Genomic DNA, 23,024 nt, shown 5'->3' on the forward strand with positions numbered 1-23,024 from the left:
GGTCATCTATTATGAAAAAGTTATTACCGACGTCGACCGCCGGCAGTTTACCTAAGCCCTCTTGGCTGGCGCAGCCTGAGCAACTGTGGTCCCCCTGGAAATTGCAAGACCAGGAATTGATTGACGGCAAACAAGATGCTCTGCGTTTGTGCCTGGAAGATCAACAGCAGGCAGGTATTGATATTGTCAGCGACGGCGAGCAAACGCGCCAACATTTTGTCACCACCTTTATTGAACACCTCAACGGCGTTGATTTTGAGAAACGCGAGATCGTTAAAATTCGTAATCGGTATGATGCCAGCGTACCGACGGTCGTTGGCCCGGTGAGCCGGCAAAAATCTGTTTTTGTCGAAGACGCCAGGTTTTTACGCCGGCAAACTGACCAACCGATCAAGTGGGCCCTGCCAGGGCCGATGACGATGATCGATACGCTGTACGATAACCACTATAAAAGCCGCGAAAAGCTCGCCTGGGAGTTCGCTAAAATTCTCAATGAAGAAGCCAAAGAATTGGAGGCTGTGGGCGTCGATATTATCCAATTTGACGAGCCCGCCTTTAACGTTTTCTTCGATGAGGTGAACGATTGGGGCATTGCCACGTTAGAAAGGGCCATTGAAGGGCTTAAATGCGAAACCGCGGTACACATTTGCTACGGTTACGGCATCAAAGCCAATACCGATTGGAAAAAGACGCTGGGCTCAGAGTGGCGGCAATATGAAGAGATTTTTCCAAAGCTGCAGAAATCCAATATCGATATCATCTCGCTGGAATGTCAAAACTCCCACGTTCCCATGGAGCTGATGGAGCTGATTCGAGGCAAAAAGGTGATGGTTGGCGCCATTGACGTAGCGACCAATACCATTGAAACACCGGAAGAAGTTGCCGCTACCCTGCGAAAAGCCCTGCAGTTTGTCGACGCCGACAAGCTCTACCCTTGCACTAACTGCGGCATGATCCCTCTACCGCGTGGCGTGGCGAGAGGCAAGCTGGATGCGTTAAGCGCAGGCGCAGAAATCGTCCGAAAAGAACTCCTGGCGAAATAGCTTCGCCAAATATTGGATGACCTGAAACAGCTCAGTCCGCGGTTAGCGCTCTGATCAATCGCTAACCATTCCAAACCGCCAAGCGGACTGAGCTGTTCTTCATTGTTTAACACAACACGACGTCAGTAACGTCCACTTCCAGGCCAGACTGAAAGGTCGTCGGATCTGCTATGAGCGGGAAGCGGGCCTTGGCAAATCAGACAGATACTATTTAAAGGATTTTATCGAAACGGATAAATCGAGAGATCTGTCCGATTTAATATTTTCTATCTGTCAGAACTAATCAAATCCGAGAGTCTCTCGGCGTAGTAAAGCCCATTCTATTAAAGCAGTCATTGACGGCCCAAGCGCTTTTCCCAGATCTGTAAGTGAGTATTCAACACGAGGAGGGACTTCGGGATAAAACATGCGCGACACAATTCCGTCTTTTTCCAGTTGCTTAAGCTGCTGTATCAGCATTTTCTGGTTTACGCCTTCCATCCGTCGCTCCAACTCTGAAAAGCGCAGTGGGGCTTTAGCTGCGAAAAGCTGACATATAATTATTATCTTCCATTTACCTTCAATAACCTTCAACGCTTCGGTGGTAGCCTGAGCCCACATCAGTCGCTGTTCGGGCACATCGCAACGCCAGTCTCTTTCCATACTTACCTCTGAGTTAGTAACCCACTATTTTGTGTGTTCTTGTTGTTTATTCAGCAAGAATATAGTGTATCTCACTCCATTACAGAATCAGGAGTTAAATATGAAAATCGGCATAATCGGTACAGGTAATATAGGCGGCACCTTAGCGCGTAAACTGAGTGAAGCGGGACATGATATTAAAGTTGCTAATTCACGCGGAGTAGACGCAGTGCGTGGTTTTGCCAGCGAAATTAACGCAATACCCGCAGACATCCAGGGTGCAGTCACTGACGTGGAAGTCGTCATTCTCTCGATTCCGCTTCCCGCACTCAGCAACCTGCCTGATCAGCTTTTCGAAGGCCTTCCTCCACATGTACCGGTGATCGACACAAGCAACTATTATCCAGGCTTGCGCGATCCCCACATTGCTGCGTTGGATGAGGGGCAGACGGAAAGCGAATGGGTTCAGGAGCAAATCGGGCACCCTGTCGTGAAAGCCTTTAACAATATTCTTGCCGATTCGCTCTCCGGACTTGGCCTGCCACAGGGGAGTCGGGGACGTCTGGCTGTTGCAATAGCCGGAGACCATCATGACGCAGTGCAGATCGCCATGTCGCTAGTGAACGATACCGGCTTTGATCCCGTGTTTTCAGGGTCTATCGCTGAATCATGGCGTCAACAGCCATGTACGCCTTCTTACTGCTGTGACTGGGAAGCTGCCACCATGCTTCGTGCACTGCCTCTGGCAAAAAGGGGAGAAGGCTTAGCCCGTCTGCCTTTACTTTATGCCAGCTTCGGAAAATTGGGTGAGTCGCCGTCTCATGAAGAGATAATTGAAAATAATCGTGCGATTAATTGGCCCGTTTAATTCTTTTTGATGAGTAATCTGCCTGTGATTATGACTGCGATAAGACAGGTAGATCCCTCACTAATTTCCTCTTCTCTACCTATGTCCGTTTCTGGCAGTTAGCTTCCCGCAGGAGCGGGTCGTGGTTGATTAAGAGCCGTGAGTAGGCATTTAGGCTGAAATTAACCCGTCTGCTCCGGGCATCGGCGAGCATCGCGCGTCTGACGTTGCCTTATTGTCGGCTATGAAAGTGCATCACTGTTTAACCGCGAATATGTGTGACAGTTCGGGGCGCCTCCCCGACGCGACATGCAACAGATACGAGAGGCGATTGATGTATCGGCAAGAACAAACCGTCACGGTTAATTCGGGCTCTCGCGAGTCGGGCGCAGCACGTTCGAATGTCCGCTTCCCGCGGTGAGTTCACCCGCTGACAAGGCGACAGTGTTCGAGCGGCCCATCTTGCCCCCTATCCGCATTTTTCTGCCCCTGCGCCTTATATGATGCCTGTCACAAAACGCGCATGACGTTTTTCGCCTGTAACCGGCAAAGTCGCACAGGGTAATCTTGTTAACGGCCTGTTACAGCGCATCGCGCGCAATTGTTGGCATTTATTCATGCGCAAAACGCATCAGCCCATGAGTTTATTGCGCTTATTTACTTTATTTTCATGGTCCAGTCTGCAGAAACAGATGCTGTTAAAAGCGTCAATGACAAACTGGAGATAAAGATGCATTCCGCTAACGCACCAATGACAACTCGGGCAAGGACCAGCGCGATACTGCGCGTGACCTCCGGCAACTTTCTGGAGCAGTTCGATTTTTTCCTGTTCGGATTTTATGCCACCTACATCGCCCATACGTTCTTTCCGGCCAGCAGCGAATTCGCCTCGCTGATGATGACCTTCGCGGTCTTTGGCGCGGGCTTCCTGATGCGCCCTATCGGCGCCATCGTGCTGGGCGCATACATTGATAAAGTCGGCAGACGTAAAGGGCTGATTGTTACCCTGTCGATTATGGCCGCGGGCACCTTCCTGATTGTGCTGATCCCCTCTTACCAGGCCATCGGGCTGTGGGCGCCGTTGCTGGTGCTGGCCGGCCGTTTGTTGCAAGGCTTCTCGGCGGGCGCAGAGCTGGGCGGCGTATCGGTTTACCTGGCTGAGATCGCCACGCCGGGCCGTAAAGGCTTTTACACCAGCTGGCAGTCCGGCAGCCAACAAGTGGCCATTATGGTGGCCGCAGCGATGGGCTTCGCGCTGAATGCCGCCATGGACGAAAGCGCCATTCGCGAGTGGGGCTGGCGTCTGCCTTTCCTGTTCGGCTGCCTGATCGTGCCTTTCATTTTTTTACTGCGCCGCAAGCTGGAAGAAACCCAGGAGTTCAGCGCCCGCCGCAACCACCTGGCAATGCGCGAGGTGTTTAAAACCCTCCTGGCGAACTGGCCGGTGGTTATCGCCGGCATGCTGATGGTGGCCATGACCACCACCGCGTTTTATCTGATCACCGTGTATGCGCCAACCTTCGGCAAAAAAGTGCTGATGCTCAGCGCCTCTGACAGCCTGCTGGTGACACTGCTGGTGGCGATATCCAACTTCCTGTGGCTGCCGGTAGGCGGCGCTCTTTCGGATCGCTTTGGCCGCAAACGGGTCTTGGTGACCATGGCGCTGCTGGCGCTGGTCACTGCGTATCCCGCGCTCAGCCTGCTGGCCGAAGCCCCCAGCTTTGCCATGATGCTGACGGTGCTGCTGTGGCTGTCCTTCCTCTACGGCCTCTACAACGGCGCCATGATCCCGGCATTAACCGAGATCATGCCGACGGAGGTTCGGGTTGCCGGTTTCTCGCTGGCCTACAGCCTGGCGACCGCCGTTTTTGGCGGATTTACCCCGGTGATCTCCACCGCGCTGATTGAATACACCGGCGATAAGGCCTCACCCGGCTACTGGATGAGCTTTGCCGCGCTATGCGCATTACTGGCGACGCTTTATCTTTACCGTCGCAGCACGTTGTCATTACAAACCGCACGTTAAATCAGGGATTACGGCATGCAAAAAATTTATCGTTCACTGCTCGCCACGCTGGTGCTTTCCTCTGTCAGCACGGGCGTGCCGGCCAAAGAGGTGACCGTGATGATTTCAGGCGGGTTTAAAGCCGCGCTGGAAAAACTGGCCCCGCAGTTTGAAGCGAAAACCGGCGACAACATCATCGTGGTCTCCGGCCCCTCGATGGGTAAAACGCCTCAGGCGATCCCGGCGCGCCTGGCGCGCGGCGAAAAAGCCGACGTGGTGATTATGGTAGGAGACGCGTTGACCCGCCTGCAACAGGAGAACTGGATCCAGCCGGGTTCACGCGTGGAGCTGGCCGACTCGCCGATTGGCATGGTGGTTAAACAGGGCGCCCCCAAACCCAATATCCAAAAGGATGCCGACCTGCGCAATACCCTGCTGCAGGCCGAATCCATCGCCTATTCCGACAGCGCCAGCGGCCGCTATGTCAGCGGCCAACTGTTCAAAAAGCTGGGTATCGCAGACCAGGTGAAAGAGAAAGCGCACATGATTGAGCGCATTCCGGTGGCGTCCGAGGTGGCGAAAGGGAAATATACGCTAGGTTTCCAGCAAGTGAGTGAGCTGCTGCCGGTGCCGGGCGTCACCTTTATTGGCGAACTGCCTGAGGATGTGCAGTACATTACCCGCTTTGCCGGCGCGGTCACCGCCAAGGCAGAGCACCGCCAGGAAGGCCAGGCGTTGCTGAATTTCCTGTCTTCCGGCGAGGCGCAAAACACCATTCGCGCCACCGGCATGCGATCCGTGCCGGCTGAACAGCCGGTTAAACAACCTGATACCGTTCAGTGATCAGCTTTTCCAGCTCGGCGGCGACGTAGGACTGCATGCGCCCGCTGCGCCGGATCAGGCCAACGGTGCGCTTCACCACAGGATCGGTCAGCGGCAGGTGCGTCAGCACCGAATGCTCCGACGGCGGCATCGACATCGCGGGCACGGCGGCGATGCCGACGCCCGCTTCAACCATGCCCAGCATGGTCGTCACGTGGCGGGTTTCGCAGATGCTGGGCCGCTCGGGAATGATGTGTTCCAGCATCTGATCCAGCAGGTTGCGGTTGCCGGAGGTTTTATCCAGCCCCACATAATCCTGCTGATAAAACTCGCGCCAGGTCAGGCTTTTCTTACTGGCGATGGGATGATCGCGCCTGCAGGCCGCCACGTAGACATCCCCCACCAGCGGCAGGAATTCGATATTGGCTTGCAGGCTGCGCGCAAAACAGATGCCGAAGTCTGCCTGGCCGCTGGCAACCGCTTCGATGACGTTGCCGGCACTGCTGTCGATAAGCTTGACGCGCACCCGTGGGTAGCGGGCCTGGAAACGGCGGATCACGTCCGGCATGAAATAGTAGGCCGCCGAGGGCACCGTGGCGACGGTGACCAGCCCCACGCGATCCTGACTGACCTTATTGATATCCGCCAATACCGACTCGACGTTCGCCAGCAGCTGGTCTGAGCGCTCGGCAAAGGTTTGCCCGTAGAGCGTCAGCGTGACGCGCCGGGTGGTTCTGTCGAACAACTTAATGCCCAGCGCAGACTCCAGCTTCTCTATCCTGCGGCTCAGTGCCGACTGCGACAGGCAGATGGACTCCGCGGCCAGCCGAAAATTGCCGTATTCAACCAGCGCGCGGAAGGCGTACAGATCGTTGAGATCAAAATTCACGGGCATAGCGACACACTATCCTTTCAGAGGCGGCAACGGCGCAAAGCAACGATGATAGTCGCTTATTTAGCCACGGCAACCGGTTTAACGCCTGAGCGTGCATTGCCGCTCTCACCCCAGCAGCACCGCGCCCCAGATAACGAGGGTCATCACCACCGCCACCAGCTGCGCCGCACCGCCCAGATCTTTGGCGCGTTTGGATAACGGATGCAGCTCCAGCGAAATGCGATCGACCACGGTTTCAATCGCCGTATTAAGCAACTCAACCGCCAATAACAGGAAGCTGCAGGCAATTAACAACAGCCGTTCCATTTTGGTAATATCGAGAAAGAATGTAACGATAAGTAAAATCAGGTTAATAACCAATAATTGACGAAAAGCATCCTCGGTGAGCGCGGCGTCAATAAAGCCGGCCCATGAGTTTTTTATGCTGTACGTTAACCGGCTTATTCCTTTTTTCTTTTCCACAGGCATGCGTTTTGCTCTCATAAACTCACGACAAACACCGAAAATAAATCACGCAGCGTGAGTTTTACTCAGGTTTATTTATTAACAACGTTAATCCATGCCCCTCAAGCGGCGTTTAATTCATCCGCGCCGCAGCAAAAAATCGCCGCGCCCGAAAACGCTGCGCTCTTATCCTCTCCAGGGCGTTAAAAGCCGATTTATTATCAATCTGTTAAAGTCGTTTTTCATATAAACGATAACGCTTATAGGGCACCGCCCCGATGCGCTCCAAAATCGTCCGCATGCCGGTATTGGTTTCCAGGATCCACGACATTTCCAGCGCATCGATATTGCGCTTGGCAAAGGGGTCGCGCAGCGCCTCAATAAGCAGCAGCGCGATAATCGGCCCGATGCGGCTGAATTGATATTCCTGACGCACGCCCATCAGCGGCACGCGCGCGGTGCGTACGCCGCTGACTTTCAGCCGCCACAATAGCTTCGCCCAACCGAAGGGCAGTAAACGCCCCTGCAGATCGGCGATGGCCTCGTTAATGTTCGGCAGACCCACGATAAAGGCGCAGGGAGCGCCGTCCACCTCGGCGATATGGATCATATCGTCGGGCACCAGGAACTTAAGCTGATCCCCCATAGTGGCGAACTCGTGCTCGGTGAACGGGACAAACCCCCAGTTATGCTGCCAGCCGGAATTGAACACCTCCCGCAGCACCTGCATCTCCTGCCGAAAGCGCTTGCGGTCGAGGCGGCGAATAGTCACCTTTTTGCGCACCTGCTCCATCATCCGGGTTAACGAAGGCGAAAAATGCAGGTCGGTTCTTTTCATCCAATAGGCAAGCAGATCAATCCCTTCCGTATAGCCTTGCTGCGCTATCTGGGCCGCGTAGTAAGGTTTGGCGTGCGTCATCAGCGCCGCCGGCGGGGTGTCAAACCCTTCGACCAACAGGCCGCTTTCCTGATTGATATTGAGGCTGAATGGCCCGGTGATGTTACGCGCGCCCTTTGAGCTCAACCAGGCTTCCGCCGCCGTGAATAACGCGCTGAAAACGGCGGGATCGTCAATGGCGTCGATCATGCCGAAGTGGCCGGTATCCTCACCATGCAGCTGCCGGTGCAGGGAGTCGATTTGTGCGGTGATGCGCCCGACCACTTCCCCATTCTTTTTCGCCACCCACGCCTGCCATTCAATATGCTCGGTGCCGGGGTTCTTGTTTGACAGATGCTCCGCGCGTTCTAAATACAGCGGGTCAATCCAGTTCGGATCATCGCGAAACAGTAACGAAGGGAAAGCAATAAATGCTTTAAGTTCGCGCTTATCCAGAACTTTCTCAATGTGAATCATAAATAGCCTTAGATTTTAATAAAATAATTAAATAAGCGCACGACAACGCCGTTAGCATTTTTTATGCTGTTCTCGTTTATTGGATTGTGTATTGCCTGGATAATCGATAAGAAAAACCGATTATTGCCCTATATGAATCAGCGCGTTATTTACCCGGCGCCCCCTGTAATTCCCATGATTTATCAAAAAAAGAGAACCAAAAAGCGGCGCTCACAGGCTACGCTAATAGTGCTCTTTTATTATTTAGTGCTGTTTCGGCGAAAGAACTTCGCCTTTTTTAGTGTAGCGACTTTAATCAGGAGAAGCACCGTCGATTTTACCACTTAATGCTATTTTTAAGTTCCGGGTTAAATGAGCCATTCACTTTTGGATTTCTTGCTGCATACTGTTTATGAAGCGTTTAAGTTCCAAGATAGCCATGTACGAGGTCATAACCTATGAGCAGACAGTTATTTACTGCCAAACACATGCAGGCCAAAGAACGGCGAAGCCCGGATCTTGCAGTGTCGCTTCGTATACCCATCAGGTGCCGTTCGAGGCTGATAACAGGGGTGGCTTGCGCTCTCCCAGGTTAATAACTGGCGTGCCGACAAAGCACGGTAATATACGCTATTCGCGTAATAAAGATGGTTGAATAACAAACTTATTCAAAACCTATTATATCCATTATCTCGCCAAGAGCGGTTTATCTCTTTTGGTGATCTTTAATCTATGGCTATGTTTGTCTATGTCTGAAACAAGTTCCGTTCATTCTATTCCTATGCGCTATGCGGACTTCCCCACTTTAGCGGATGCTTTGGATTACGCGGCGCAGGGCAATACGGGAATGAATTTTTACGACCGTCGCAATCAGCTGGTGGCGGTTCTCGAATATCGCACGCTGCAACAAAAGGCGATCGCGGGCGCACGGCGTTTATTATCCCTGAAGCTCAAGAAAGGCGATCGCGTGGCGCTTATCGCCGAAACCAGCGCGGGATTTGTCGAAGCCTTTTTCGCTTGCCAGTATGCCGGCCTGGTGGCGGTGCCGCTGGCGATCCCGATGGGCGTTGGCCAGCGCGATTCCTACACCGCCAAGCTGAAAGGGCTGATCGCCAGCTGTAACCCCGCGGCAATTATCAGCGGCGAGGAGTGGACGCCGCTGATCGCCTCCGCCACGGAAAGCGCGTCGGCGATACGCATTCTCAGCGACGCGGATTTTAACGCGTTGCCGCAGCCGGACATCGCGCTGCCGGCGCCGTCTCCCGACGATATCGCCTATCTCCAATACACCTCGGGCAGCACGCGTTTTCCACGCGGGGTCATCATTACCCAGCGCGCGGCCATGGCTAACCTGAGCGCGATCAGCCGCGACGGGATCAAGCTGCGCGCGGGCGACCGCTGCGTCTCCTGGCTGCCCTTCTATCACGATATGGGCCTGGTCGGTTTCCTGCTGACCCCGGTAGCCACCCAGCTGTCCGTCGACTACCTGCGCACGCAAGATTTCGCCATGCGTCCGATGCAGTGGCTGAAACTGATCGCGAAAAATCGCGGCACCGTGTCCGTCGCCCCGCCGTTCGGCTACGACCTGTGCCTGCGCCGCAGCAACGCCAAAGAGCTGGCCGATCTGGATCTCTCCAGCTGGCGCGTGGCGGGCGTGGGCGCCGAGCCGATCCCGGCCGAGTTGCTGAGCCAGTTTGGCGAACACTTCAGCGGCATCAACTTCGACAGCAAGGCGTTCATGCCCTGCTATGGCCTGGCCGAAAACACCCTGGCGGTCAGCTTTTCCGACCCTTCCTCCGGCCCGCAAACCAACGCGGTCGACCGCGATATTTTGGAGTACCAGGGTAAAGCGACCGCGCCCGGCAAAAAGACCCGCGCCGTCTCGACCTTCGTCAACTGCGGCAGAGCGCTGCCCGGCCATCGCATCGAGATCCGCAGCGAAACCGGGCAACCGTTGCCGGAACGTCAGGTCGGCCATATCACCATTTCCGGCCCCAGCCTGATGAACGGCTATTTCAGCGATGATGAATCACAGCAGCAGATCCAGATGACCGGCTGGATGGACACCGGCGATCTGGGCTATCTGCTGGACGGCTATTTGTACGTCACCGGCCGCAAAAAGGATTTGATCATCATTCGCGGCCGCAATATCTGGCCGCAGGATATTGAGTACGTCGCGGAATCCGAACCGGAAATCCGTTCCGGCGATGCTATCGCTTTCGTGGCCGAAGAACATGGCGAGGCGGCCAGGATCATTTTGCAAATCCAGTGCCGGGTCAGTTCGCAGGAGCGTCGGGAACAAATCGTGCATTCGCTGAGCGCGCGCATTCAAAGCGAATTCGGCATTGCGGTGGATATCGAGCTGCTGCCGCCGCACAGCATCCCCCGCACATCGTCGGGCAAGCCTGCCCGCGCCGAAGCCAAAAAACGCTGGCTGAGGGCGGCGCTCTACCCGCAGCTGCCGCAGCTGGCCGGTTTCGCGCAATGACAGGCACCGTCGCAGTCACCGGCGCGACCGGCTTTATCGGCCGGCACATCGTGCGTGAACTGCTGGCGCAGGGGTTCAGCGTGCGCGCCTTGACGCGGCGCACGGGGAAAGCCGCCGCCGACAACCTGCTGTGGGTGCCCGGCGCATTGGAAGACCAGGCGTCGCTCGCCGAGCTGGTTCGCGGCGCGGACTGCATCGTTCACTGTGCGGGCCAGGTGCGCGGGCATGCGGAAACGGTTTTCACCCGCTGCAACGTGACCGGCAGCCTGAACCTGATGCAGGCGGCCAAACGGAGCGGCGATTGCAAACGTTTCCTGTTCATGTCTTCTCTGGCGGCTCGCCATCCGGAGCTGTCCTGGTACGCGAATTCAAAATGCGTCGCCGAGCAGCAATTAACCGCTGCGGCATCGGATATCGCGTTGGGTATTTTCCGCCCGACGGCGGTTTACGGGCCAGGCGACAAAGAGCTGAAACCGCTGTTCAACGGGCTGCTGCGCGGCGTGCTCCCCCGGCTGGGCGCGCCTGAAGCGAAACTGTCTTTTCTGCACGTGAGCGACCTGGCGAAAGCGGTCAGCCAATGGTTATTGGCGCAGCCCGCGCAGCCGAATATTTACGAACTGTGCGACGGCGCGGCCGAAGGCTATAGCTGGCGGCGCCTGAAAGAAATCGGCGCCGCCGTGCGCCAGGGGCCGGTACTCCTGCTGGGCATTCCACTGCCGCTGCTGAAATTCATGGCGGATATCGGCACGTCGTGGAACCGCATGGCAAAGCAAGAGCCGATGCTGACGCGCAGCAAAATACGCGAATTAACCCATAGCGACTGGTCCGCCAGCAATCAATCTTTGTCGCAGCAGATTGATTGGCTCCCACAGGTCAGTTTGGAGCGCGCACTGCGTGAAGGGCTGTTTTAATTATTCCAACCAGAGGTGTGTCAACGTTCTTATGCTAAATCGCGATGCTGTAATGGAATATATCCTGACGTGTTTGCAAGGTATCGTCGAAGGCGGATTAGAAATAAAACCTGATAGCGATCTCGTCAACGATCTTGGCCTGGAATCCATCAGAGTATTGGATCTGCTGATGATGCTGGAAGATAAGTTAGATATCTCCATTCCTATCAATATATTGCTCGATGTCAGAACGCCGGAGCAACTGCTTGACGCGCTGCGCCCTTATCTGGAGAAAAGCCATGGGACTTTATGATAAGTTTTCGCGGCTCGCCAACGACCGTGAACAATTTCAAACCTCCGGCCTGAACCCGTTCGGCACCTGCATCGACGAAGTATATTCCGCGACCCGGGGGCGCATCGGCGATCGAAAAATCATCCTCGCCGGCACCAATAACTATCTCGGCCTGACCTTCGACGCGCAGGCGATCGCCGCAGGCCAGGCCGCGTTGGCCGCATTGGGCACCGGCACCACCGGCTCGCGCATGGCGAACGGCAGCTACGGATCGCACCTGACGCTGGAACGGGAGCTGGCGGAGTTCTTCGATCGGCCCGGCGCCATCGTCTTTTCCACCGGCTACACCGCCAATCTCGGCGTCATCAGCACGCTGGCGGGGCCGGGTTCCGTGGTACTGATCGATGCGGACAGCCACGCGAGCATCTACGACGCCTGCGCCCTCGGCGGCGCGGAGATTATTCGCTTCCGCCACAATGACGCCGGCGATTTGGAGCGCCGCATGCTGCGCCTGGGCGAGCGCGCCCGCGAGGCGATCATTATCGTGGAAGGCATCTACAGCATGCTGGGCGACGTCGCGCCGCTCGTTGAAATTGTCGAGATTAAACGGCGGCTGGGCGGTTATCTGCTGGTCGACGAGGCGCACTCGTTCGGCGTGATGGGCGCCCACGGCCGCGGCCTGGCCGAAGCGCTGGGCGTCGAGCAAGAGGTGGATATTGTACTGGGCACCTTCAGCAAGAGCCTGGCATCGATCGGCGGTTTCGCCGTCGGCGGCGAGGGGATGGAGGTGCTGCGCTACAGCAGCCGCCCGTATATCTTTACCGCTTCGCCGTCGCCTTCCAGCATCGCGTCGGTGCGTTCGGCTCTGCAGAAAATTGCGCATCATCCCGAACTGCGGGAAAAACTGTGGAGCAACGCGCACCGCCTGTACCACGGGCTCGCCGAGCTGGGGTATACGCTGGGGCCACGCATCAGCCCGGTGGTGCCGGTGATGATCGGCTCGAAAGAGGAAGGCCTGCGCTTCTGGCGCGAGCTGATCGCCCACGGCGTGTATGTGAATCTGGTGTTGCCGCCGGCCGCGCCGGCGGGCGTCACCCTGTTGCGCTGCAGCGTCAACGCCGCGCACAGCGATGAAGAGATCGACGCGATCGTCCATGCCTTTGCGGCGCTGAAGAAGTAGGCCGCCCGCCCCTCGCGCGCGGCGGCGGAAACGCCACCGCGCCGAACGGGGTCAAACCTCAGTGAACGGCCGCCGATTCTTCATCGGCCCCGTAGCGATAACCCTGCGCCGCCATAAATTCCGCAATGGCCTTTTCCGCCGCCGCAAGCACCTCCCCGATCGGCTGATTGGCATCGAGATCCACGATGTCGGCGCCTTCGAAAGTCAATAACGGCGTGACGGCGATTTTTTTCTCCAGCGCCGCTTTGCGGTGATCGGGCTTGCGCGCGCAGGCCACGTCCAGACTGACATTCAGCCTGAGAACCAGATCCGGCTTGTGCCCCGCCATCCATTGAAACGCCGCCCGCTCCCGCGCCGCCAGCCAGCGGACGAAACGATTCCCTTCGACGTTGACGGGAAATACCGTGCCGTCGTACGCGCCGGGGATTTGCGCCTGGGGGAAACGGTCGGTCAACACGATGAAACCCTGCCGACGAAACGCCAGCATGCGGCGAAAACGCAGCAGCCGGCGCCCCACAAAGGCGATGATCACCACCGACGGCAGCAGGCCAAGCCTGGATTGGGTCGTTTTGACTTTTTTGGTATTGCTCTCGATGGCTTTGCCCACCGAGCGCCCCAACAGCGGCAATTTCGCCGCCGCGCGCCCGACGTTGCCCGCCTGTTTGCCCAGATGCACCCGCACCGCCGGCCCGTATTGCTTCACGTACTCGATCAGATGTTCACACACGGTGGACTTGCCCGATCCGTCGCTGCCGATAACCGCAATCAGCGGCGGCAATTTTGCACTCATAATAAGACTCTCTTTCAATACACCGGAAACGGCGCGCCAGGCCAAAAAGCACAAAAGATTAAGCGGGAATTGAAAACTTCTGCTCTTTGCCCGTGGCGATAAACACCGGGAATTAACATAAAAAGCTAAACCGGACCACGTACAGATAATTAGCACAAAATAACAAGAACGAACGTTATGAATATCAATTCAAATAACGAACCAAAATACAAACCTCATTATTTTATCGCAACAAAGCACAATAAATATCTTGAACCCAAGACGTATTGGAATACAATAGTTTTTTTCGCATTGGATCAATTATTGTGAGTCAGCAGATAAGACCCTCGTCTGATCGCTCACCCGTGCGCGTAATAGCGATAACGGGCTGTGACGGCTCGGGAAAATCCACTTTGGCCGCCAGCCTGGTCAACGCGTTATCGGCGCAAGAGCCTGCGGAACTGCTTTATCTCGGCCAGTCTTCAGGGCGCATCGGCGAATGGATCGGTGCGCTGCCGATTATTGGCGCGCGCTTCGGGCGTTATTTGCTGGCGAAGTCGGAACGCGTGCATCAGCGCCCTTCCACGCCCCCGGATAACGCCACGGCGCTGGTGATTTTTTTACTCTCATATTGGCGGGTTTATAAATTTCGCCGCATGCTGGCGAAAAGCCGCCGGGGCGCATTGCTGATTACCGATCGTTATCCGCAGGCGGAAGTGGCGGGCTTTCGTTTCGATGGCCCGCAGCTGGCGAAAACGGTCGGCGGCAATCGCTGGATCCGCTGGCTGAGAAAGCGCGAACAACACCTGTACCAATGGATGGCGTCTTATCAGCCGTTATTATTAATTCGGCTGGATATTGACGAACAAACGGCCTATTCACGCAAACCCGATCACCCGCTGGATGCGTTGCGTGAAAAAATTGCCGTCATCCCGCACCTGACTTTTAACGGCGCCAACATACTGGATTTAGACGGCCGCGAGCCGGCGAGTAAAATTTTCGATGAATCACTGCGTGCAGTGAAAATATCACTGACGGCACCCAACGCATAGCCGCCAAATAACCTTTGCGTACGGAAATAGATGAAAAAAAATAAAGACTCTGCCGAACATACCTTCTGCATCACCGGGCTTATCGCCGTCGTGGGCAGCGACGGCACCGGCAAATCTACCCTGACCGCCGATCTGGTTAAAAATCTGCAGCGGCATCGCGCCACGGAGCGGCGTTATTTAGGGCTGATCTCCGGCGAAGACGGCGACAAAATCAAGCGGTTGCCGTTCATCGGCGTCTGGCTGGAACGGCGCCTGGCGGCCAAATCCGATAAGACGCAGCGCATGAGCAATAAACCGCCGGCGCTGTGGGCGGCGCTGATCATGTACGGTTTTTCACTGTGGCGCGCCTCCAACCTGCGCAAAGTGCGGCGGCTGGCGCAGAGCGGCGTGCTGGTGATCAGCGATCGCTACCCGCAGGCGGAGATTTCGGGCTTTTACTACGACGGGCCCGGCATTGGCGTCGAACGCGCCAAAGGCTGGCTGCTGGGCCGCCTGGCGGCGCGCGAGCGCCGTTTGTACCAGCAAATGGCGCAATATCGCCCAGAACTGATCATTCGCCTGGATATCGACGCCGATACGGCCTTTTCACGCAAACCCGACCACAGTTACGAAGAGCTGGAAGACAAAATATCCGCCATGGTGCGCCTGCAATACAACGGCTCGCGAATTATCGAACTGGACGCCAGAGCCCCTTACGACGAAGTGCTGAGCAACGCGCTCAACGCCATCGCCGCCGTGGCGATCCCCGCACAGCGAACCCGCGGCGCCCCGGCGAATACGACGGCGCCGTTGGAGAAAGAAGCTTAGGTTTATTAAACAGATACAGGGCAAGCGAATGACTGCGGAACGCGAGATGCAAAAAAATAACGATGCTGGCTGGTTTGCATCATGAAACGGTGGTTTTCCGATGGCGCTTTTCGCTCCATATTACGTAATGCCGCCTATTTAGGCTCCGGCAGCGTGGCCAGCGCGCTGCTCGGCTTGCTGGCGCTGTCCTGCGCCGGTAAAGGCATGTCGCCCGAAATGTTCGGCGTGCTGGTGGTGATTCAGGCCTATACCAAAGCGGTCAGCGATTTCATCAAATTCCAGACCTGGCAATTCGTCGTGCAATTCGGCACCCCGGCTTTGGAGCACCAAAACATCTCGCGCTTTCGCGACGTCATCGCCTTCTCCTTCGGCCTGGATATCGCCAGCGGCGCCATCGCCGTGCTGGGCGGCATGCTGCTGCTGCCGTTGTTGTCGCATGCCCTGGGGTTGGACAACGAAAGCTTCTGGCTCGCCATCCTTTACTGCACGCTGATCCCGTCGATGACGTCATCCACGCCGACCGGCGTGCTGCGCGCCTTTAACCGCTTCGATCTGATCGCCGTGCAGCAGGCGATCAAGCCCTTCCTGCAGGCGGTGGGCAGCGTCATCTCGTATTACTTCGATCTGGGCTTCCCGGGGTTCATCGTCACCTGGTACGCCTCTAACCTCATCGGCGGCACGCTGTTTTGGTGGTTCACCGCACGCGAACTGCGCCGCCGGAGCATCCACGGCGCGCTGAGGCCGCGCCTGTTCAAAACCGCGCGCCGCATCGAGGGCGCATGGAACTTCGTCTGGACCACCAACTTTGCGCACACCATTTGGGCCGCGCGCAACTCCTGCACCACCGTGCTGGTTGGCGTGGTGCTGGGGCCGGCGGCCGCCGGGCTGTTCAAGATCGCCATGACCTTCTTCGACGCGACGGGCACCCCGGCCAAGCTGCTGGAAAAAAGCTTCTACCCGGAGATCATGCGCCTGGATCCGCGCACCGCCAAGCCGTGGCTGCTGGGCCTGCGCTCCGCGCTGCTGGCCGGCGGCATCGGCGTCGCCGTCGCGGTGTTGGTGCTGCTGGTCGGCAAACCGCTCATTGCCGCGGTGTTCGGCCAGCAATACCTGGAGGCCTATGACCTCATTCAGATCATGCTGGGGGCGATCGTCGTTTCCATGATGGGCTTCCCGCAGGAGTCCTTGCTGTTCATGGCGGGCAAGCAGCGCGCGTTCCTCATCGCACAGACGATTGCCTCGGCGTCCTACATTGCGCTGTTGATATCGATGTCGTACGCCTTCGGCGTGCAGGGTGCCGCCTTCGCTTATTTATTGGGCCAATGTTTAGACGTGCTGTTATCCCTGATACCGACGATCGGCGCCTACCGCAATCGCTATATGTTGGGGCTGAATGTGCCCAAAGAGAGTAATCAATGACCGCTAGCAATAATTGGAAAAAGTTCTCCGCTGAAACCACCCGGGCGCTATTTGTCGCGGTGGAAGAGGACGATCTGGTTGAGGCGAACATCAGCCTGCCGCAACAGATTGATTTGCACTGCTCTCTGGAGCACATTCGGGACAACTATGCGCTGTGCCTGCAATTTTGGGAGGACGGCTTTTCCCGCCGCGAGCTGCTGCAGCTGGTGAACGCTTTCCTGCAGGATCCGCAATTGGCGGCGGCCACCCGCATGCGTTACAAATATATTCGCGCACGCTATAAGCATTTTCGCTTCGCCCAACAGCTTTACGGCGAACGGCACCGCGCCAACCGCCTGTTCCACACCACCACCGTGGTGCTCGGCCATTTTCAGGACGCGTTTCGCAACGGCAACCGGAAGAACCTGAAGCTTTACGGCAACCTGCTGCGGGTGCTGCTCAGCAGGCCGGTTTGGTCCTGCGTGCGCTATGCGCTGCGCCATATTCATCTGGCGAGCGAGCGCGACTTCATCGCCTATCGCCAGGCGCAGATGCGCTTGCTCCAGACGTTAATCGCCAGCCCGGAACTCACCGGCAGGCAGTTTCACGACGTGCGCAAAATCGTCAGCCGGCAGGTCTCTTTTTACGACACGCTGAGATCGATCGATCCCGACAACCGCGAGGCGCGGCAGATCTCGCGTTTTCTGGCGGCGATTAACGGCCTGATGGGCGACCGGCACGACGTGATGGTGGCGGATAAGCTGGCCGGCGGCGATGTTTATGACCGGCCCGGGATGCTGGATATCGATATCCGCCAGCGCCTGGAGCTGCTGCTTGCGCGTTTCCCCCTATAGCGGAGGAGGCTGAATGAGCTTACGCCGATGGCTGATAATACCGCTGCTGCTGTCGCCGCTGCTGGCGTCAGCGCATAATTTCATGCCCGGCAAGCCGGTTGCGCCGGTCGCCATCGCCGATCGCGGCGAGCTGCTGCTGCTGCTGCACAATGGCGATTTCAGCTACCGGCCGTGGAACAGCGCAGAGCTGGCGGGCAAGGTGCGCGTGATCCAGTACATCGCCGGGCGCACCTCCGCCAAGAAGAAGAACTCGCTGCTGATCGCCGCCGTCAAGGAGGCCGCTCTGCCGAACGATCGCTTTCAGCCCACCACCATCGTCAACACCGACGATGCGATACCGGGATCCGGCTTTTTCGTGCGCGGCAAAATAGAGAAAAACAAGCGGCACTACCCCTGGGCGCAGTTCATCGTCGACAGCGACGGGCTGGGGCGCAGGGCCTGGCGACTGCCGGAGGAGAGCTCCAGCATCGTGGTGTTGGACCAGGCCGGGCGCGTGCAGTGGGCGAAGGACGGCGCACTCACCCCGCAGGAAGTTGACCAGGTGATCGCCCTGCTGCGCGCGCTGATCGACCGGGATAAGCCAGAATCGCACGCCGCCGGGAGCCGATGACGCATGTATTTGATTGAACGCTACATCATGGTTGAGATCCGCCGCCTGGTGGTGACGATCGCCGGGTTTCTCCTCTTTATGTTCGCCAGCTACTCCGCCCAGCGCTACCTCACCGACGCCGCCAACGGCACGCTGGCGCTGCGGGTGGTCGCCGACGTGGTTTTCTATAAATCGCTGATTGCGCTGGAGATGATATTGCCCGTCGCGCTGTACGTCTCGGTGGCGGTCGCGCTGAGCCAGCTGTATAGCGATGCGGAGATCACCGCCATGCAGGCCGCCGGCGCCAGCCCGCTGCGGCTGTACAAGGCGGTGCTGCTGCTCGCCGTTCCGCTGGCGATAGGCGTTACGCTGCTTTCCCTGTATGGCAGGCCCTGGGCGTACGCCAATATTTATCAGCTGCAGCAGCAGTCGCAGTCGGTGCTGGACGTGAGCCACCTGCAGGCCGACAAATTTAACCTGAGCGGCAACGGCCGCATGATCCTCGCCGGCCACATCGACAAAACGGCCAATCACCTGACGGACGCCCTGATTTATGTCCGCACCGCCAGCCACACCAATCTGTACCGCGCGCAGTCGGTTGAGGTGCTCGACGCCTCCGCCGCCAGCCCCGCCGTGCGGCTGAAGGCCGGCACCGCCTATGTGCTGGATCGCCAGGGCGCCGACGACAACGGGCAGAATTACGACAACTTTGACATCGCGCTGAGGCCGTTCACGCCCAGCGCCGAGTCCCGGCACAAATCGGCCTCGCCGGCGGCGCTTTCGCGCTCCGCCGATCCGGCCGACGCGGCGGAACTGCAGTGGCGCGAGAGCCGTGGGCTGACCACCGTGCTGATGGTGCTGCTGGCGATCCCCTTCAGCCGCACCAAACCGCGGCAGGGGCGCTATGCCGCGCTGCTGCCCCTCACGATTCTGTTTACCGTGATTTTCTATGGCGGCAACATTTGCCGCACGTTGGTGGCGAACGGCTCTCTGCCCGCGATCCCCGGCGTGTGGCTGGTGCCGATAGCGATGACGATCGGCCTCGCCCTGCTGCTCGCGCGCGATTTATCCCTGCTGCGGAAAACCTCCCGATGACTATTTTTAGCCGTTACCTGATGCGTAACCTGTTCATGGGCTTTGCCGCCGCGGCGGGGTTGCTCATCCCGCTGTTCACCACCTTTACGCTGATCAACGAGCTGGAGGACGTGACCCCGGGCGGCTACCGCTGGCAGCAGGCGCTGCTGGTCACTCTGATGACCCTGCCGCGCAGCCTGGTCGATCTGGGGCCGTTTATCGCGCTGCTCGGCGGCATCGTCGGGCTGGGGCAGCTTGCCAAAAGCCTGGAGCTGACGGCGATCCGCGCCGCCGGCATGTCGATATTTCGCATCGCGCTGGTGATGCTCGCCGCCGGGCTGCTGATGAACCTCTCGCTCGGCGCCATCGACGAATGGGCCGCTTCGCCGCTGCAGCAACGCGCGCTGCAGATGAAGAACAACGCCCTGGCGCAATCGAACGATAACGACGTCGCCGTCAACCCGCTGTGGGCGCGGCGCGGCAACGAGTTTGTGACGGTAAAGACCGTTGATGAGCACGACCAACCCCACGACATCGAAATCTTTCGCTACCGGGCCGACCGCTCACTGGAGTCTTACCTCTACGCGGAAAGCGCCGGCACCGGCGCCGACGGCAACTGGCTGCTGCACCACGTGATGCAGAAAAGCTGGCAGGGCAGAAAAGAGACGATTCAACGACGAGACAGCCTGCCCTGGCGCTCGCTGTTCGCCGTGCCGAGCCTGAAAGAGCTGACCCTGCCGGCGGGCAGCTTCTCGCTCCGGCAGCTGGAGCGCTATATCGCTTACCTGCAAGGCTCGGGGCAGCCCAGCACCGAATACCGCCTGGCGCTGTGGAAAAAGCTCGGGCAGCCGCTGCTGGTGCTGGCGATGATTTTATTGGCCGTTCCCTTTACCTTCACCGCCCCGCGCGCGCCCGGCCTGGGCAGCCGGTTGGCGCTTGGCGTCATCGTCGGGCTGCTGACCTACATCGCTTATCAGATCGTCCTCAACCTGGGGTTGCTGTTCTCCCTTAACGCGCCCTTCACCGCCCTCGCCCCGCCGCTGCTGATCCTGGCGCTGGCGTTGGCGCTGGTTTATCGGTTTGATCGGCGGGGTTAAAACCCGTATCGGCCTTTGGAAAACGAGAACTTTCCGGTTAACATTTGGCCGGCTTTACAAATTGGCTTGAGCCGTTATTATCCTTTGTTTGGTGTCCTATGCGCCGTTAGCTATCGCTGACTGCTGTTCGATAAAATGCCCCTCTGGGTTCCATCGTGCAAGGAGCGCGAGCGCCTGCCTGTACAGGCCAAGACGCAGCAAGCAAAGGAATAGACACACTATGTTTTCCAATTTGAAACTGCTGTATATCGCCGATGATATTATTTCACCTGATGAATTCCCCCGTATAGTCAGCCCTTCCAGCGCATGTCACGGACTGTCATACATGCCGGACAGTGACATTCTGACACTTTTTTCTGGTTTTGGCGGTGGCGAACGGATCCGCCGTGAAGCCGGCGTTACGCAAAACGGGATAAGTTCCAACCTGCGCGCAAAGGTGCAGAGCGACCTGATGAGAGGCGTTGTCGTAGCGGTTGAAACCCGGCCCGGCGTGTTGGCGACGATGGGGCCATTTTACGCCGACATCGACGGTTATCTGATACCGCACGGGCGGCAAGAGCCTAACTATCCGCTGGACAAGATAGTGAGTCGGTACGAGGAGGCCGTAAAGTCTTATGGTGGCCGCCGGGCGCGCCCATCAGTCTTTCCCGCACAAGTCACTCGGGCAAAACCGGCTATAGGCCCAGATAACCCGGCGCAAGGTGGAAGAGTTTCACAGCAGGTCGTGTCTGGGCCCTTGACCAAAGCGCAACGCTGGCAGGAGCGAAAATACCTCATTGGCCGCGGGCAACGGAGTATCTACCCGGACGCCCGAATCGCCTCGGAACGCCTGGCGGCAAACAATGTCGCCGTCGAGAAGGCAAAGCTGGCTGAGAATATCTACAAGACTACGAATCCGCTAAAGGATACCCCTGGCGTTCCTGAGGGCTGGAAAGATATCAGTAACGATAATGCTGCCCTGAGTAAAATTGGGCTAAACAGAAATATGCTCTTAGACAGAGATGAATCACCGGATTTTTTGGCAAGGGTATATCAACCTGATAACAGTATTTTTGGTAAAGAGATGAACCCAACTGTCGTGTTCAGAGGATCAAGAGCGCCAGAATTCCCAGAGGGACTCGGCAGTGCCGCCAAAAAAGCCCTTAAGGGCGATTTATCAGGAATTAAAAATGTGAATGACTGGATAAATAATGGTGCTCAGGGGATGGGGGCGAACTCTGAGTATTATAAAAAGGCCATCAATATTGGCGAAAGCATATCAAAAAACCCCAGCATTGATATTTCTGGTCATTCATTAGGTGGCGGAATGGCCTCCGCCGCATCAATGACCAGTGGAAAACCCGCCTGGACGTTTAATGCAGCCGGACTCAACAGCGGAACAATTAGAAAATACGGGGGTAAGGCTCTTGGTTCAGCCAAGAACATACAGGCCTATCGAGTTGAAGGAGAACTGTTAACCACGTTACAGGAGGTTAATAACGAAAGTGATTATGAGCTTATAAAAAATGCCCTGCCCGATCCTTTGCAAAAACCCTGGGGCGTAGCATTGCCTTTCACCTTGAAAGAGTGGTCATCACTTGCGGTTCCTGGTGCCGTTGGCATACCGCACACTCTTGCCGGAGGGACAGGAACCTTGCTCGATAAACACGGTATAGACCAGACAATAAAGTTGATTGAAAACCAGAAAGACGATGATATCGCCACTATCAGGGGGAGAATATGAGCAAATTGATAATGGCAATGGCGTTACTGGTTACTGTTTTCATGATGCAAGGATGCAAAAAAAACATGGAATATGAACCACAGGATTTTTTTGAAGGCCGTCAACTGGACATCGCACAGCTGATTTATGATGGCGACGAAGTGAAACTGAAAGAAAAGCTTCCTTCAATAAGTAAGCAAGAACTGAATCGGCCGGTGAAAGCAGACATGACCCTGCTGTTTTGGTCGGTGCTAAACGCAATCTATGATAAAAACACGCCGGAAAGGCTGAGCATGATAACCGACCTGGTTAAAGCGGGCGCAGACCCGTTGCAACCCAGACCGGAGGGCGGGAGCAGCCCGGCGGAATTCGTCATGAAAGCCGACAAGGGGATTTGGATCAAGGCCATGCTCGACGGCGGTTTGCCGCCAAACGCAAAAGATAAGGTATTCAATGAACCCATCATATTCGAAGCGTTAGATGCGAAAAATCCTGAAACATTAAAGGTGATGCTGGATTATGGTGCGGATATAAACACAAGGGACTCATTGGGAAATACCTTGTTAATAAGCTCTCTGGATTCTCATTCATTTGATCATACAATTCTTTTGTTAGAGAGAGGCGCGGATAGTAAAATCAAAGGGAAGTTTGGTTGGACTATGGGCAATCAGCTTCAGCGCTTTATAGATAGAGGTGTAGGAGATGCCGAGGATAAAGAGAAAATTAACAAGATAAAAGAGTTGCTAATTAAAAATGGTGGAGACTGGCCTCCTCTGCCTGTAGAAAATTGACTCTATTCTATCGCTACTATCAGGGGAGAGT

At 56.7% G+C, this 23,024-nt stretch carries 22 protein-coding genes; 17 read left to right on the top strand and 5 right to left on the bottom strand.

The features are described 5' to 3' along the window. Nucleotides 1-11 precede the first annotated feature (11 nt). Nucleotides 12-1,043: a methionine synthase gene (locus KHA73_RS15885; protein WP_234585337.1), complete on the top strand. Its 1,032-nt coding sequence runs from the start codon at nt 12-14 to the stop codon at nt 1,041-1,043. Between the two features lie 279 nt (nt 1,044-1,322). Here the strand turns inward: KHA73_RS15885 and KHA73_RS15890 are convergent, their stop codons facing one another. Beyond that, on the bottom strand, nt 1,323-1,685 hold the full coding sequence (locus tag KHA73_RS15890) for a winged helix-turn-helix transcriptional regulator (protein ID WP_234585338.1): 363 nt from the start codon (nt 1,683-1,685) through the stop codon (nt 1,323-1,325). A gap of 100 nt (nt 1,686-1,785) precedes the next feature. Between KHA73_RS15890 and KHA73_RS15895 the strand changes: the two genes are divergently transcribed. The 3 genes from KHA73_RS15895 (at nt 1,786) to KHA73_RS15905 (ending at nt 5,359) form a co-directional block, all read left to right on the top strand. Then, nucleotides 1,786-2,532, top strand: coding sequence for an NADPH-dependent F420 reductase (locus tag KHA73_RS15895; RefSeq protein ID WP_234585339.1), 747 nt, complete (start codon nt 1,786-1,788; stop codon nt 2,530-2,532). Between the two features lie 709 nt (nt 2,533-3,241). Next, complete coding sequence (gene tcuC, locus KHA73_RS15900) at nt 3,242-4,537, top strand: MFS transporter (RefSeq protein WP_234585340.1); 1,296 nt, start codon at nt 3,242-3,244, stop codon at nt 4,535-4,537. 15 nt (nt 4,538-4,552) lie between these two features. Continuing rightward, on the top strand, nt 4,553-5,359 hold the full coding sequence (locus KHA73_RS15905) for a substrate-binding domain-containing protein (protein WP_234585342.1): 807 nt from the start codon (nt 4,553-4,555) through the stop codon (nt 5,357-5,359). On the opposite strand, the gene KHA73_RS15910 is transcribed toward KHA73_RS15905, so the two are convergent. From KHA73_RS15910 to KHA73_RS15920, 3 genes are all read right to left on the bottom strand, one after another. After that, nucleotides 5,334-6,233 (bottom strand): LysR family transcriptional regulator, encoded by a 900-nt coding sequence (locus KHA73_RS15910; protein WP_234585343.1) that lies wholly within the window; start codon nt 6,231-6,233, stop codon nt 5,334-5,336. The genes KHA73_RS15905 and KHA73_RS15910 overlap by 26 nt on opposite strands. A gap of 105 nt (nt 6,234-6,338) precedes the next feature. Next, nucleotides 6,339-6,701, bottom strand: a complete 363-nt coding sequence (locus tag KHA73_RS15915) for a diacylglycerol kinase (RefSeq protein ID WP_234585344.1) — start codon at nt 6,699-6,701, stop codon at nt 6,339-6,341. 205 nt (nt 6,702-6,906) lie between these two features. Beyond that, nucleotides 6,907-8,031 carry an N-acetyltransferase gene (locus KHA73_RS15920; RefSeq protein ID WP_234585345.1) on the bottom strand — a complete coding sequence of 375 codons (1,125 nt, stop codon included), beginning with the start codon at nt 8,029-8,031 and terminating at the stop codon, nt 6,907-6,909. Between the two features lie 727 nt (nt 8,032-8,758). Here KHA73_RS15920 and KHA73_RS15925 point away from each other — a divergent pair. From KHA73_RS15925 to spt, 4 genes are read left to right on the top strand one after another with little or no spacing between them, the layout of a single operon-like run. Further along, nucleotides 8,759-10,498, top strand: a complete 1,740-nt coding sequence (locus KHA73_RS15925) for a fatty acyl-AMP ligase (protein ID WP_234585346.1) — start codon at nt 8,759-8,761, stop codon at nt 10,496-10,498. Next, on the top strand, nt 10,495-11,409 hold the full coding sequence (locus KHA73_RS15930) for an NAD-dependent epimerase/dehydratase family protein (protein ID WP_234585347.1): 915 nt from the start codon (nt 10,495-10,497) through the stop codon (nt 11,407-11,409). Before KHA73_RS15925 ends, KHA73_RS15930 begins: the two co-directional genes overlap by 4 nt. Before the next feature lie 31 nt (nt 11,410-11,440). Next, on the top strand, nt 11,441-11,701 hold the full coding sequence (locus KHA73_RS15935; protein ID WP_234585348.1) for an acyl carrier protein: 261 nt from the start codon (nt 11,441-11,443) through the stop codon (nt 11,699-11,701). Beyond that, nucleotides 11,688-12,860 carry a serine palmitoyltransferase gene (gene spt / locus KHA73_RS15940; RefSeq protein WP_234585349.1) on the top strand — a complete coding sequence of 391 codons (1,173 nt, stop codon included), beginning with the start codon at nt 11,688-11,690 and terminating at the stop codon, nt 12,858-12,860. The genes KHA73_RS15935 and spt overlap by 14 nt, the downstream gene beginning before the upstream one ends. A 58-nt stretch (nt 12,861-12,918) precedes the next feature. Here spt and KHA73_RS15945 read toward each other — a convergent pair whose 3' ends face one another. Next, complete coding sequence (locus tag KHA73_RS15945; protein WP_234585350.1) at nt 12,919-13,650, bottom strand: nucleoside/nucleotide kinase family protein; 732 nt, start codon at nt 13,648-13,650, stop codon at nt 12,919-12,921. A gap of 305 nt (nt 13,651-13,955) precedes the next feature. On the opposite strand from KHA73_RS15945, the gene KHA73_RS15950 reads away from it, so the two are divergent. From KHA73_RS15950 to KHA73_RS15990, 9 genes are all read left to right on the top strand, one after another. Continuing rightward, nucleotides 13,956-14,681 (top strand): nucleoside/nucleotide kinase family protein, encoded by a 726-nt coding sequence (locus KHA73_RS15950; protein WP_234585351.1) that lies wholly within the window; start codon nt 13,956-13,958, stop codon nt 14,679-14,681. A gap of 30 nt (nt 14,682-14,711) precedes the next feature. Next, nucleotides 14,712-15,488 (top strand): nucleoside/nucleotide kinase family protein, encoded by a 777-nt coding sequence (locus KHA73_RS15955; protein ID WP_234585352.1) that lies wholly within the window; start codon nt 14,712-14,714, stop codon nt 15,486-15,488. Nucleotides 15,489-15,569: 81 nt separating this feature from the next. Continuing rightward, nucleotides 15,570-16,907, top strand: coding sequence for a lipopolysaccharide biosynthesis protein (locus KHA73_RS15960; protein WP_234585353.1), 1,338 nt, complete (start codon nt 15,570-15,572; stop codon nt 16,905-16,907). Continuing rightward, nucleotides 16,904-17,740, top strand: coding sequence for a hypothetical protein (locus tag KHA73_RS15965; protein ID WP_234585354.1), 837 nt, complete (start codon nt 16,904-16,906; stop codon nt 17,738-17,740). The genes KHA73_RS15960 and KHA73_RS15965 overlap by 4 nt, the downstream gene beginning before the upstream one ends. A 13-nt stretch (nt 17,741-17,753) precedes the next feature. After that, nucleotides 17,754-18,350 (top strand): YtfJ family protein, encoded by a 597-nt coding sequence (locus tag KHA73_RS15970; protein ID WP_234585355.1) that lies wholly within the window; start codon nt 17,754-17,756, stop codon nt 18,348-18,350. 3 nt (nt 18,351-18,353) lie between these two features. Continuing rightward, entirely contained in the window at nt 18,354-19,424 is a 1,071-nt protein-coding gene (gene lptF, locus KHA73_RS15975; protein ID WP_234585356.1) for an LPS export ABC transporter permease LptF, read from the top strand. Continuing rightward, complete coding sequence (gene lptG / locus KHA73_RS15980) at nt 19,421-20,500, top strand: LPS export ABC transporter permease LptG (protein WP_234585357.1); 1,080 nt, start codon at nt 19,421-19,423, stop codon at nt 20,498-20,500. Before lptF ends, lptG begins: the two co-directional genes overlap by 4 nt. A gap of 220 nt (nt 20,501-20,720) precedes the next feature. After that, nucleotides 20,721-22,223: a phospholipase gene (locus KHA73_RS15985; protein ID WP_234585358.1), complete on the top strand. Its 1,503-nt coding sequence runs from the start codon at nt 20,721-20,723 to the stop codon at nt 22,221-22,223. Next, nucleotides 22,220-22,993: an ankyrin repeat domain-containing protein gene (locus KHA73_RS15990; protein ID WP_234585359.1), complete on the top strand. Its 774-nt coding sequence runs from the start codon at nt 22,220-22,222 to the stop codon at nt 22,991-22,993. The genes KHA73_RS15985 and KHA73_RS15990 overlap by 4 nt, the downstream gene beginning before the upstream one ends. Nucleotides 22,994-23,024: the final 31 nt, after the last annotated feature.

Source organism: Serratia entomophila (assembly GCF_021462285.1).
Classification (GTDB): Bacteria; Pseudomonadota; Gammaproteobacteria; order Enterobacterales; family Enterobacteriaceae; genus Serratia; species Serratia entomophila.